This is a genomic window from Bacillus sp. DC4300-2b2, from assembly GCF_049895685.1.
GTDB lineage: Bacteria > Bacillota > Bacilli > Bacillales > Bacillaceae > Bacillus > Bacillus safensis.
In genome coordinates this window covers 255,536-268,923 of record NZ_JAFCSW010000004.1, presented here as the reverse complement: position 1 = coordinate 268,923, position 13,388 = coordinate 255,536, and the positions used below count along the sequence as shown (strand labels likewise).

The window sequence follows — 13,388 nt, the reverse complement described above, 5'->3', positions numbered from 1 at the left end:
GGCAGCCGTTTTTATTTGGATGAATGATGCATCACATGCTGCTTCAGCCAAGTGGTGACGCCGCGCAAAACGGCAGCTGTGACAAGTGAAATGAGCACATATCTCCAAAGTTGACCTAAGCCTTGTCCACTCAGCCAGAACACGATGCCTAGAATGATGAGGGTGAACATAAGCAAGAATAAAAATGATGCAGACCAGAAAAAAGCCTTCATAGAAGGTCACCTCCTCTGGAGTAATGTATGCAGGCTGATGCACGATCAGACCAGTAATGATGAGGTAGAATAATTTATGAATTATATTGCAAAAGTCAGATAAAAACACCAAGTGATTTGACAGTTGTGTTAAGATGAGAGCATATTTTGAGTAAAGTTGTTGGTGATAGACGGAGGTGTTTGGAAATGCAGATTCAAAAGGTTCTAAACAATAATGTCATTAGTGTCATAGACGAACAAGGAAAAGAAATCGTCGTCATGGGAAGAGGCATCGCTTTCCAGCGACGTCCCGGGGACCCGGTGGATGAAGCGTTAATTGATAAAGTCTTCCGCCTAGAGGATCATTCCGTTCACGAGCGGATGAAAATGCTGCTTCAAGAGGTTCCGTATGATGTGGTCAAGGTGACCGAGGAAATGATCCAATATGCACATACAAAGCTGAACCGAAGATTAAACGAAAGTCTGCATGTATCGCTGGCAGACCATATTCATTACGCCATTGAACGGCTAAAGAAAAATCATCTGATTGAGAATTCGCTTATTTGGGAGATTAAACGCTTATACAAAGATGAATTTCTCGTGGCAAAGGACTGTCTTGAAATGATTGAAGAGCGTCTTCATATTGAACTGCCTGAGGATGAAGCAGGCTTTATTGCCATGCATATCATTAACGCAGAGCTCAATGAGGATATGAATACGACCGTTAATATCACAAAGGAAGTCAATGCCATTCTCACCATTGTGAAATATCATCTCAACATGGAATTTGATGAGGACTCACTCAACTTTTATCGTTTTCTCACGCATTTACGCTTTTTCGTCCAGCGGCTGATTAACGAAACACTGCTTGTCAGCGAAGATCAGGACTTATATCAGCTGATTAAAGTGAAATATCCGAAAGCATACGATTGCGCAAAGAAAATTGCAGAATATGTCTATCAAACCTATCACCGAGATCTCACATCAGAGGAGATGCTGTATCTATCAATTCATTTGAATCGACTGATCAAACGAGAAAAATAATGATAGATTTTAAAAGAAAGCGTTGACATGAGAAAAGGTGAGTGGTACTATTTGCTCATAAACATAAAAGAATACGGTTTCACAATGATCGTCTTAGAGGATTGTGACTGTTCGGCAGGCAAAACCTAAACGTTCACTAAAAAAGCGCAACAGCAAGCTGCGACTATTTTTGGTGCCCGTTTAGGTTTTTATTTTGCCCAAAAACGTATTTTTTTCAAAAAAAGGGGGTTTTTGTATGAGTCATCGTCAATTAGCAGAAGACATTATCAAACATATTGGCACAGAGAAAAACGTTCATTCATTGGTGCATTGCGCCACAAGACTTCGCTTCACTTTAAATGATAGATCAAAAGCAGATAAAGCGGCCATTGAAAAGTTAAATGGTGTCGTCACAGTCATGGAAAGCGGCGGCCAATTTCAAGTGGTCATTGGCAATACCGTACCAGAGGTTTATCGTGAAATTGGAGAGTTTACGAATCTATTAGAGGATTCCTCTGCTTCATCTGCAAAATCAGGTGAAGAGAGCACAAGCCTTTTCGGAAAATTCGTTGACATTGTATCGGGGATTTTCACACCACTTCTCGGTGTCATGGCGGGTGCAGGTATTTTAAAAGGTCTATTAGGCATCTGTATCAATGCGAAATGGTTATCTCCTGAAGATACGTCGTACCAAATTTTATTTGCTGCGTCTGACAGCTTGTTCTACTTCCTGCCATTATTGCTCGCATTCACTTCTGCTAGGAAGTTTAAAGCGAATCCGTTTGTCGCTGTGACGATTGCAGGTGCACTGATTTACCCAACTATTCAAGAATTGTCAAAAGGCGGCGGAGATGTAACCTTCTTCGGAATTCCAGTCGTCTTAATGTCTTATACATCTACGGTCATCCCAATCATTTTGGCAGTGTTTGTCATGGGATATATCGAACGTTTCTTTAACAAAGTCATTCATGAAAGTGTCAAAAACTTTATTACACCACTCATTTTACTTGTGACGGTTGTTCCGCTGACACTCATCGTATTTGGACCATTTGGTGTGTATGCAGGGAATGGCATTGCAGCTGTTTTGCTGAAAGTATTCTCCTTTAGTCCTACACTTGCAGGTGCTTTAATTGCGATGGCTTGGCAGATTCTTGTCATCTTCGGTATCCATTGGGGACTTGTGCCAGTGATTTTAAATAATATCGCAGTCCATGGGAAAGATCATATCAAGCCGGCAACTGCGCCAGCTGTCTTCTCACAAGCCGGTGCTTCCATTGGTGTTATGCTGAAAACAAAGAATAAAAAGCTGAAATCATTGGCTGGATCAACAGCAGTTTCTGCTGTGTTTGGGATCACGGAGCCAGCTGTATACGGGGTCACGCTTCGTTTGAAAAAACCATTTATTGCAGCTGTTATCTCTGCCGGAGTCGGAGGTGCGATCATCGGTTATTCACAAAGTATTGCGATTGCGTCAGGTCTTCCAAGTTTACTGACACTTCCGATTTTCTACGGTCAAGGCTTTACAGGGTTCATCATCGGAATCTCGGTCTCGTTCGTCCTTTCTATCATCCTAACCTATTTGATTGGATTTAAAGATCCAGTAGATGAAGATGAAACGCCGGCAGCCGCTCCTGCAACGCCAATTGAAAACGAACATGGGGTCAAAGCAGCTCATGTGAAAAGTCCTTTAAAAGGCGAGGTCATCAAGCTGGAGGAAGTGCAGGATAAAGCATTCTCATCTGGTGCACTAGGAAAGGGCGCAGCCATCATTCCATCAGAAGGAAAGCTGTTTGCACCAGTATCAGGAGTTGTGACAACGGTGTTCCCAACTGGACATGCGTATGGTCTAACCTCTGAAAGCGGAGCAGAAGTACTTATTCACATTGGACTGGATACCGTACAATTAGGCGGTCAGCATTTTACCCCGAAGGTTGTTCAGGGGCAAACCATCACAGAAGGTGAACTGCTTGCAGAGTTTGATATCGAAGCCATCCAAGCCTCAGGCTTGTCAGTCACAACACCCGTTATTATTACCAATTCAGGTGAGTTTAGCGATATCATTGAAACAGAAGAGAAACAAATCATACCAGGACAATCATTTTTACATCTAGTTTAATCAAGAGGAGGAAGGAATCATGAGATATTCAACACTAGCATCATTTCCAAAAGACTTTTTCTGGGGCGGATCTACTTCCGCCTATCAGGTAGAGGGTGCATGGAACGAGGATGGCAAGGGGCCTTCTGTCATTGACATGAGAGCAAGTTATCCTGAAGGGACAACGGATTTTAAAGTCGCAAGCGATCACTATCATCGTTATAAAGAGGATGTGAAGATGTTTGCAGAAATGGGTTTGAAGGCTTATCGCTTTTCCATTGCGTGGACACGGATCATTCCAAATGGAGATGGGGAGATCAATCAAAAGGGCATTGAATTCTATCATTCACTCATCGATGAATTGCGCCGCTATGACATTGAACCAATCGTGACAATGTATCATTTTGATCTGCCTCATGCGCTTCAAGTAAAGGGCGGGTGGTCTAACCGCGGGACAGTGGATGCGTTTGAACGCTATGCAGAGGTGCTATTCAAGGAGTATGGTCAGAAGGTGAAATATTGGCTGACCATTAATGAACAAAACATGATGATCTTACATGGATCAGCCCTCGGTACACTTGATCCGAATTTAGAAAATCCGAAAAAAGAACTGTATCAGCAGAATCATCATATGCTCGTTGCACAGGCAAAAGCCATGACGCTTTGTCATCAAATGCTGCCTGAAGCGAAAATTGGACCAGCGCCAAACATTGCGCTCATTTATCCCGCTTCTCCAAAGCCTGAAGATGTGCTTGCTGCGGCGAATTACAATGCGATCCGCAACTGGCTTTATCTAGATATGGCGGTGTTCGGCCGTTATAATAACCTTGCTTGGGCGTACATGAAAGAAAAAGACATTCTTCCTGTCATCGAAGAGGGAGATATGAATATTTTGAAAAGCGCGAAGCCAGACTTCATTGCCTTTAACTACTATACCTCTCAAACGGTTGAAGCGAGTAAAGGAGATGGCAATGACGAATTTGCACGCGGCGGAGATCAGCATTTGAAATCCGGTGAAGATGGTGTCTACAAAGGCGGCAACAACCCATTCTTAAGCAAAAATGCGTTTGGCTGGGAGATTGACCCTGTCGGCTTCCGTTCAACGATGCGCGAGATTTATGACCGCTATCAGCTGCCGCTTATTATCACGGAAAACGGATTGGGTGCTTTCGACAAGTTAGAAGAAGATGGTTCAATCCAAGATGATTATCGAATTGATTATTTAGAAAAGCATATCGAACAAATCAAATGGGCGATCACAGATGGCGTCGAGGTATTCGGATACTGCCCGTGGTCAGCCATCGACTTAATCAGCACACACCAAGGTTGCTCCAAGCGCTACGGGTTCATCTACGTCAATCGCGACGAATTTGACCTAAAAGACCTCAAAAGAATTCGCAAAAAGAGCTCTTATTGGTATGAAACCTTGATTCAGCAAAATGGAGACAACATCGGGAAGTAACGATAAAAAAGCCAATCACCTTATGCGGGTGGCTGGCTTTTTTTCGTTCACTTTATTGGCAAGATCATATTGTTCGAGTTGTTCTAACATGATAGTCTGATGATATATTGTAAAAATTGGTTAAATATCCATTATAAGAAAGGGGCTGTTAATATGATGACAATTCTTTATATGTTCTTCCTATTGTTTTTCATTTTTTATGGTTTGAATTATATAGGACAGAAATTAATTGCGAAGGAATATCCAATGAACCATGGATTGATTGTGACGCTGTCAGCTGTGGAAGGTATTCTTGTTTTCGTCATTGTTGGTGTGAATGCGAAATTCCCATTTTTATTTACAGTATTTATGTCCGTTCACATCTAACTCTCTACTATCATTATACCCCGAATTTAATGAAATTTATAGACTGTTTTCCCCCTATATCTAGCCGTATACTGTTATACGCAAGTCAAAAACGATAAGGGGTGTGGCTGTATGAATGACAAGCAAAAGATGTTAGATCCAGGGCCATTTTTTCATGGGACAAAAGCGGAATTGAAGATTGGGGATCTGCTTGAACCGCTGCATTTATCCAATTATCAGGATAAAAAATCGAACCATATTTATTTCACCGGAACACTAAACGCAGCCAAATGGGGTGCTGAGTTAGCCAGGTCTGCTACGAAAGAAAGAATTTATATTGTAGAACCGTTAGGCGAGTTTGAAAATGATCCCAATGTGACGGACAAAAGATTTCCCGGCAACCCAACACGTTCTTATCGATCGAAATCTCCGTTGAAAATAGTCGCAGAATTAGGTTCATGGGAAAGACATTCCGATGAAGAAATCAATCATATGCTGAGCTCCTTAAAAAAATTAAGTGAAGAAGGAAAAAATGTCATCTACGATTGATGTTACGTATATTTAAATAAAACAAAGGCCGCCTCATGAACTGGGCGGCCTTTTATTTGATCTTATTGGAACAACGCATCCATCAGCTCATCAAATGTTTTGGATTGCTTGAGGGCGCGAATGCGGTCTGGATTGTCTAGTAAATCGACGGCCTGTTCAAAGAATTGGTTCATGCAGGCAGCGTCATCCTTATGAATCGCTAGTAAAAAGACAATTGATACTTGGTCTCCCTGCCAGTCAATCGGCTGTTTTAAGTGTGCGATGGCTACAGAGGAAGTGCCTTCATTTGTGATGAGCGGGTGCGGCATTGCAATACCGCTGCCAAGATAGGTAGACGACATTTGCTCACGCTCAAGCACCGAGGACCGAAAAGAAGACGATACTAGCTGATGCGCCTCCAAACGGCTGCATAATATATCTAATACCTCATCCTTGCTGCTTAGGTCAGTATTCATTAAAGTCAATCGCTCTTGAAAAAACGCCATCAGCTCTTTTGAGGGTGCCCCGTGTCCATTTAATAAATGAATGACTTCATTCACACGCTGTAAATCATGCTGTTCAAAAAAGGCACTGACCTGAATGACTGGTTTCCCCTTTGATGTGAGTGGAACAGTTGTGATGATGACGTCACACGGCAAAGAGGAGCTCATAAGATAATCCTGATAGGAATAGAGCTCAACGATGTCAAGCTCGTGCTGAAAGGCTGACTTCAATTTAATTTCAAGGAGCCTTGCCGTCCCTAGTCCAGACCCGCACACGATAATGGCTTTCTTTTTTTGCGAGGTGTCGAGCTGACTTCTTTCAAATGAAGCAGCGATATGCAAGGCAACATATGCGGCCTCGTCTTCATTTGGTGTACGCACCAGCTGTAAGGCATTTAGTCCGCTGACAGCCAAATCAAAAGGGTAAGGATAGGACGCTTTGATCTCATGCAAAAGCGGATTTTGTAAGGATACGCCATATTGAATTCGATTTAATAGCGGCTTCATATGAAGCATCAAGTCCTGCTGCAGTATGCTGTCATCAGCAAAACGATGACCGCTGGTTTTTTCAATATGCTGTAGAAAGACTGTAACCGCCTGTTGGACTTCCAATGTTGTCTGATGCAGGGCGGCTTCTTTCCACGTTTGATTCGCCAATAGATGCATGACTAAGTAATCTGTTTCATCCTCTGATAGGGTCACATAAAAAGTGTCACTCACCTGCTGTATGATTTTTTGTGCAATTCTCATTAAAACTGGTGATCTTTGTGTGCGGACAGTACTAGCGGATACCCGCTGGTTTTTTCGTGTTTGCTGAATCGCAATGGCTAAGTGAATGACTAAATTTTTTAAGGCAATGTCTTTAATGAGCAATGACTCTTGATGCAGGTTCGTCAACACAATAGATCGAATAGTTTCAAGAGAAATATCAGGAAAATGGAGCTGCTCCCGCTCGGTGATATGAGAGAGAGCAGGCTCTTCTTCAAGAAGTAAGTCTGCATAGCATGTTCTTTTTTGCAGCTCGTCTCCTTCAATCTTTAAGCCAAATCCAGGCTTTGATACAAGGGTCATGCCGTAACGGGCTAACATCTCTCGTCCTTTTTTCAAATCACTGCTGACCGTCATGCGGCTGATAAACAGTTCTTCAGCCAGCTGGTCAATTTTTAAGTAATCTGATTGAAGCAGCAGCTTTCTCATCATAAATCGTACACGCTCTTCTGGCATGACGGGGACAAGAGAGCGGGCAGGAAGTTTTTGTTGATGAAGCCAAAGTAAGAAAGCGTCTTGGTCACTCGTTAAAAGAGTATATCCCTTTCCGCGAATCGTTTTAATCATGGCTCCAGCTTCCTTTAAATACTCATTTGCTTCCTTGATTAAATTGCGGATAGAGCGGTCAGATAAGCGAAAAGAGGCAGTGAGCTCCTCCAGCTTCACGAACCCCTTCGTTTCAAATAGCCGCTGAATCAGCTGATAGGTTCGAGGATCTGCCGTCATCATCATTGCGCGGCTCCTTGCGCCTGTAAGGCATCCGTTCCAAGAGCGATGGCGCCCATTAAACCAGATAATCCATCAAAGGATGGTTTTGTGATAATTTCATCTAAAGGCTTTGGCAGCTGCAAATAGCCGTGAAGCCGCTTGTCTGTTTCATCAAGAATAAGTGGCAGCATAGCTGGCTGCTTCATCACGCCTCCACCTAAAATGATGCGTTCTGGTGAAAGGGTGAGCAGCAGGTTAGCAGTCATCTGCCCGAGATAGTAAGCATGAAGTGACCAGGCAGGATGATCCTCTGGCAGCATGGGTGCCAGTGTATGATAGCGTCCTTCAATGGCAGGTCCAGATGCCAGTCCCTCTAAACAATCATGATGTATAGGGCAGCAGCCTCCGTAGGTGTCATGAGGATGCCGCTGAACGGTGATATGACCCATTTCTGGATGCAGCAATCCGTGAATAAGGCGATGTTCAATATAGGCCCCGCCGCCTATTCCAGTCCCAACAGTAATATAGACCAAGGAGGCAGGTTTTTCTGCTTCAGTTGAAAAACGGGCTTCTCCGAGTGCTGCACAGTTCACATCGGTATCAAGCTTCATCGGGATCCCGAGGGCTTGTTTTAAGGTAGAGAGGAAAGGGAATTGGCGCCAGGCCGTTTTTGGTGTGTCTAAAATCGTCCCATAGCTTGGGCTTTGTTCTTTCACATCGACAGGACCGAATGCCCCAATTCCAATTGCATCAACACGATTCTTTGTAAAGTAATCGATCACTTGCCGGCATGTTTCATCTGGATTCCCTGTTGCAAAGGAAGTCATGTGTTCAATTGTTCCGTCTGTTGTTCCGTAGCCGCAGACAAATTTCGTTCCGCCTGCTTCAATGCCTCCAATTCGCATGATCAATGCCCTCCATTAAAGAGGGGCGGAATCCAATGGATCCCGCCCCTACATGTTCATTTTTTCTTTACAATGTAGGTTTGTACCTGACAAGGTGTAAGCGGTTCAATGTGTAATGATCCATGTTGTGCTTTGAGTATCTGTCCTTCAGGTGTTTCTCCTAAATTCGCTGTTTCTCCGTGTTGTAGAGATGAACTATTGATTGAAGCGGCTGTTTGACGCGTTAAATATGGATTGAAGAGACGAATGACAATGCCTGTTCCATGCTCCTCTTTTTTCAGAGCGCTTAGAATGGCTCCATCTGTCTCGATGTCAAGCAGGCTATAAGTAGATTGTAAGTCTTCTTTTTCATCTCGGAAAGAGAAAATTAAACGACCGTTTAAAAAATCTGCCCGCTCGTAGCATTGAACAGGGGTGGTATACCGTTTGGCAAGCTGCGCTAAGTGTCCCTCGCTGACTGCATCCTTGCTATAGTGCATACCAAATGAGAATGACAGTGCACCTTGCAGCTGAGCGTCAGGTGTCTCCACAATTTTTTCCCCAGATGCGCGTCCTGGACGATAAAGGAGATTTTCTTTCCCCATTTTTCCGAAACAGCGGAAGAGCGTATACGCAATCGTTGTGTAACCTTCTCCTGTGATTTGGTATTCTCTCACGCAGGCGGTCAACAGAGCGGCACCATATGCTTCATCACGAAGTGCGACAAAGGATTGCATCGGTTCAATGGTGATCGGTTTTTCTTCCCAATGTTCATTGTTCCACCATTCAAGCTCTTGCGTGAGCTCTGTTGGGCGTTCGATTGTACCAAATTGTTGATCGCTTAGTGATACGTTTGATGCGATGCCTGTATCAAAAAGAACACGAAGGCGATGATCCAATGCATGGTTATCGACATCTACATGAAAACGGATGACAGCATCGTCTTTGTTTAATGCCACCTTCGCTGTGATCGGCAGTGAAGTCGCAGCCGATTGCTGAGAGCGCGCCTCTAGGTCATAAGGGACAGTGAGCTGAAGCTTGATGGTCAGCTCCTCTTGCAGGCCGCTTTTAGACACTGAGATGTCCGCTGATGAAAGATCTTTTGATGAGACATACAGATCCTCACGCGGTGGTGAATAGTTGTAAGAATCCCCATCGTCTCCGTTGTCTTCAAAGATCATTTGCTCAGAGAAGGTCTTGCCTGTTTGTTTGTCTGTGATGTCCAGTGATCCGTTGTCATTTGCCGCAATGCGGTAATACGTATTTTCGATCACGCGTCCTTTAGTTTCTTCCCATAGAGATTCGCTTGATTCATCGAAGACCATGCTCACTTGTGTATAGCCTACTGACGGTAAGTCGATGGCTTCAATCAGCAGCACGGCTTTCCATACTTGCTTTGGCATGTACACTTCTTTACTTGGGTTAAGAGAAATTTGCTGTGCCAGCACATAATCTGTGACATCGGTTTTGCTTTTCACTGTGTACTGAAGCGTTCGTCCATTTGCATCCTTTAGCGTAAATGGACGCTCCGTGATAAACGTTTCGACTTCAATGACTTCAGAGCGCGTTGAAGGCAGTGTATTGAATAAAGTGAACGTGATTTCCTGCTCTGTTTGCAGTCGAATAGCGATGAGACGCATGTGCAAGTCCACCAGATTCTCGGCGATTTCCTTTGCCTGCTTGTAGCGGAAGAAGACATCTTGGTTTGTCGTGTCACTATTACAGCCGCCAATGCTGTCATGCGCTGCATTTTCAAACATAAGGTACCAAATATCGCGAACCGTATCATGCGGATAGTCGTGTCCAAGCGAATAGCTAATCGTTAGGATGGGCTCCATCACATTCACGAGATAGTTTTCAATTTGATTGTTTAAGATTTTTAAATCCGCTCGTGTTGAAAAAATAGATTTGTGAATCCGCATATGCTTCGCATGAATGAGCTCTCCTTGTAATGTCTCAAAAGATGTCCGCTCTTTTTTCACGGCTGCAATATAATCTTCTAAACTGCTGATTTCATAGTGATGCTCGTCAAGTTCATTGGCTTTTTCTAATAAGTCAGGCAGGTTTTTGCGAATTGGTGCTTGGTCAAATCCGTTCGGGAAATAGACATTCTTTGTGGTGGCCTTTGCTTGCAATGCACCGATTTTTTCAGATAAAAAGGCTTGTAAGTCCTCATCCTTCTCAGGAATATTCCCGCCGTAGTAGTAGCCAAATGGCAGGTTCACAGCAAAGACTTCACTGCCGTCAGCGCCGCGCCAATTGAATTCAGTATGATTGGTCATATGGTCAGAAACGCCGCGCCAAAATGCTGTATCGACAATACCGAAGCCGCGATAAATTTGAGGCATTTGTGCGGATTGACCGAAGGAATCAGGGACATAGCCGACTTTCATCACGTGGCCGAACTGCTGACAGCGTTCAATCCCATATTGCAGGTTCCGCACAATCGATTCACCTGAAATGACGAGCTGGTCGGTTTGGGTATACCATGGGCCGATGATGAGACGTTTCGCTGTGACGAGCTTCTTGATTCGATTCTCATCCTCTGGACGCCATTTCAAATAATCATCTAATAAGGAAGCCTGGGCATCGAGCATGAAGTAATGGAACCTTTCATCTGTTTCAAGGGTATCTAAAATGTCCATTACGCTTTTCATTAAGTAGATACGGGAGCGGGAGGTGGTGAAATACCATTCCCGGTCCCAGTGAGTATGTGGAATCACATGTACATTGACAGTCATTGATCAACGACACCTTTCTTCGTTCAAATTATCCTTCTAGCACAAGGTCAAAATCGTCTTCTTCTTTCTGCTTCTGATCATGTTCCGGCGTTTTTGGCTCTTTTTTCTCAGAGAAATTCACAAGCAGGTTGGCGCCAATACCGATGACGAGTGCGCCAGTAAGGGCTCCGATTAAATAAGCCCACCAGTTTCCGACTGAGAAGAAGCCGTATAGCCCGCCAATTGGCGGCATGATGTCATGAACTCCTAATAATGCAGCGACCCCGCTTCCAACAGCACATGCGACAACATTGAGCGGAATCAATTTCAAAGGATTGACGAGGGTAAAAGGGATCGCCCCTTCCGTAATACCGATAATGCCCATAACAAGGCCGCCTCGCCCGGCTTCTCTAAAGGTTGGAGAGAAGTTGCGTTTTCGAATCAATGTCGCAAGCCCGTATCCAAGCGGTGGAATGACAATCGCAATATTGACAAGAATGGCAGGGAGGTAGACGCCTGATAGGAAGAGCGCGTTACCAGCCATCCATGCGGATTTATTCACCGGTCCGCCAAGATCGAAGCCAATCATCGCACCTAAAATGAGAGCGAGCGCAAGTGTACTTGTTCCATCAGCGACCATGCCTTTGATCCATTCAATTAATGCCGTGTTCAAAGCGCCTAATGGTCCGCCTAGAAGAACTGACATAAGAAGTCCGGTTAAGCCAACGGTAATCAGCGGCAGGATGAGCAGAGGGACGAGTCCAGCTGCAGAGCCTTGAATTTGAATTTTTCTTTTCACAAAAAGAGCAACATATCCTGCGAAGAAGCCTGCAATGACGGCACCTATAAATCCGGCATTTGTTGAGCTGGCAAGGGCACCGCCGATAAAACCAGCCGCAAGACCTGATTTATCTGCAATGGAATAGGCGATAAATCCAGCGAGCAGGACGTTCATTAAGCCAATGCCTGTCCAGCCAACCTGCTCCATTAAATAGGCACCGTGCAATATGCCGCCAGCATCCTTATAGGTGTTTAAATCTGAAACACCAAACCCTAACCCGACCAATTTTGCTAAACCAACGATAAGTGAAGCACCGATGATTACAGGAAGAATATAAGAAATACCGGTCATGAGATGGCCTTCAATGACTTTTAATTTTGCTTTCATTTTCTTTGCTCCTTTCTATATGGCATTGCTCATGTTTATTGAGATTCAGACTTTTTCTTTTCTACAAGTGCTACGGCTTTGGTGATAATTTGTTCAGCATTTTTTAAGGCACGTCCGATTTCGACACGTACAGTGGGAATGCCTGAGAAGCGTTCTGCATCGTTGATATGCTGATTTGAGGCAATGATGCAGAGGTCTGCCTGCTTTGCTTCCTCTGCTGTAATGCCGTTCACCTGTCCCATAATTCCTTGCTGTTCGATTTTGATCTCGTGTCCGAGCTGTTTACCCGCATTTTCTAACGCTTTTGCTGCCATTGGTGTATGAGCTAACCCTGCTGGACATGAAGTGACACCGACAATTTTCATTGTGTAATCCCCTCTTTCAATTGTTGTTCAATGACTTCGTAATAGTAATCAGCTGTTTGACCTGGTTGAATCTTTTCGATAAAAGCAGGTTCCATTAGGCTTGTCGCAATACCTGACAGTAATTTCAGATGTGTGACATTTGCTTCTTCTAGTGGAACGAGCAGTGTAAATAGATAGCTTGTGGGCAAATCGTCGAAGCTTCCCCATTCAATGGGTTGTTCAAGTTCTAAAAAAAGAAGTGAAGCCGTTTGTACATTGGAGCTTTTTGTATGTGGAATGGCGAAGCCTTGCTGAAGTCCTGTTGAGACTTCGTCTTCGCGTGTCAACAAATCTGCTAATAGCCCCGCCTGATCATTTGTAATCTGAAGGTCTTCAGCTTTCTCGGAAATGTATTGTAAAATCTCATTCTTTGATCGTCCGTTTACTTGTGTGAAAACATGATCTTTTTGGAACAAGCTGATCCCTTCTCTCTTGTTTGTTAAGCGCTTACAAGTTGATTGTAATGTACTTTTCAGCATGGTTAAATAGCATCATTTTCCGTTTGAAATGGCAAAAAGTTTATGAAGCTATCCGTCTTGCTGACTGAATATCTCAAATCCTAGCTTAAAACGAGTTTAATTATATAAAA

The 13,388-nt window shown here is 43.8% G+C and carries 12 protein-coding genes; 5 read left to right on the top strand and 7 right to left on the bottom strand.

Translation table 11 applies throughout. The annotated features are described in order from the left end of the window. Positions 1-11 precede the first annotated feature (11 nt). Positions 12-212, bottom strand: coding sequence for a hypothetical protein (locus tag ACP69X_RS15205; RefSeq protein ID WP_039176151.1), 201 nt, complete (start codon positions 210-212; stop codon positions 12-14). A gap of 186 nt (positions 213-398) precedes the next feature. On the opposite strand from ACP69X_RS15205, the gene licT reads away from it, so the two are divergent. The 5 genes from licT to arr all read left to right on the top strand — a co-directional run bounded on the left by licT (position 399) and on the right by arr (position 5,665). Next, positions 399-1,235: a BglG family transcription antiterminator LicT gene (licT, locus tag ACP69X_RS15200; protein WP_041088833.1), complete on the top strand. Its 837-nt coding sequence runs from the start codon at positions 399-401 to the stop codon at positions 1,233-1,235. A gap of 235 nt (positions 1,236-1,470) precedes the next feature. Beyond that, positions 1,471-3,330: a beta-glucoside-specific PTS transporter subunit IIABC gene (locus ACP69X_RS15195; RefSeq protein WP_426052821.1), complete on the top strand. Its 1,860-nt coding sequence runs from the start codon at positions 1,471-1,473 to the stop codon at positions 3,328-3,330. A 19-nt stretch (positions 3,331-3,349) separates the two neighbouring features. Continuing rightward, positions 3,350-4,771 (top strand): glycoside hydrolase family 1 protein, encoded by a 1,422-nt coding sequence (locus ACP69X_RS15190; RefSeq protein WP_426052820.1) that lies wholly within the window; start codon positions 3,350-3,352, stop codon positions 4,769-4,771. 153 nt (positions 4,772-4,924) lie between these two features. Continuing rightward, positions 4,925-5,137: a hypothetical protein gene (locus ACP69X_RS15185; RefSeq protein ID WP_426052819.1), complete on the top strand. Its 213-nt coding sequence runs from the start codon at positions 4,925-4,927 to the stop codon at positions 5,135-5,137. A gap of 111 nt (positions 5,138-5,248) precedes the next feature. Continuing rightward, entirely contained in the window at positions 5,249-5,665 is a 417-nt protein-coding gene (gene arr, locus ACP69X_RS15180; RefSeq protein ID WP_426052818.1) for an NAD(+)--rifampin ADP-ribosyltransferase, read from the top strand. A gap of 62 nt (positions 5,666-5,727) precedes the next feature. On the opposite strand, the gene ACP69X_RS15175 is transcribed toward arr, so the two are convergent. From ACP69X_RS15175 to ACP69X_RS15150, 6 genes are read right to left on the bottom strand one after another with little or no spacing between them, the layout of a single operon-like run. After that, positions 5,728-7,647, bottom strand: coding sequence for a BglG family transcription antiterminator (locus ACP69X_RS15175; protein ID WP_426052817.1), 1,920 nt, complete (start codon positions 7,645-7,647; stop codon positions 5,728-5,730). Further along, positions 7,644-8,528, bottom strand: coding sequence for an ROK family protein (locus tag ACP69X_RS15170; RefSeq protein WP_041088847.1), 885 nt, complete (start codon positions 8,526-8,528; stop codon positions 7,644-7,646). Before ACP69X_RS15170 ends, ACP69X_RS15175 begins: the two co-directional genes overlap by 4 nt. Positions 8,529-8,584: 56 nt before the next feature. Next, positions 8,585-11,248 (bottom strand): mannosylglycerate hydrolase, encoded by a 2,664-nt coding sequence (mngB, locus tag ACP69X_RS15165; RefSeq protein WP_305960781.1) that lies wholly within the window; start codon positions 11,246-11,248, stop codon positions 8,585-8,587. Positions 11,249-11,276: 28 nt separating this feature from the next. Next, positions 11,277-12,395 carry a PTS fructose transporter subunit IIC gene (locus ACP69X_RS15160; protein WP_024424401.1) on the bottom strand — a complete coding sequence of 373 codons (1,119 nt, stop codon included), beginning with the start codon at positions 12,393-12,395 and terminating at the stop codon, positions 11,277-11,279. 35 nt (positions 12,396-12,430) lie between these two features. After that, on the bottom strand, positions 12,431-12,760 hold the full coding sequence (locus tag ACP69X_RS15155; protein WP_007498438.1) for a PTS fructose transporter subunit IIB: 330 nt from the start codon (positions 12,758-12,760) through the stop codon (positions 12,431-12,433). Next, positions 12,757-13,278 (bottom strand): PTS sugar transporter subunit IIA, encoded by a 522-nt coding sequence (locus tag ACP69X_RS15150; RefSeq protein WP_258954516.1) that lies wholly within the window; start codon positions 13,276-13,278, stop codon positions 12,757-12,759. The genes ACP69X_RS15155 and ACP69X_RS15150 overlap by 4 nt, the downstream gene beginning before the upstream one ends. Between the last annotated feature and the right edge of the window lie 110 nt (positions 13,279-13,388).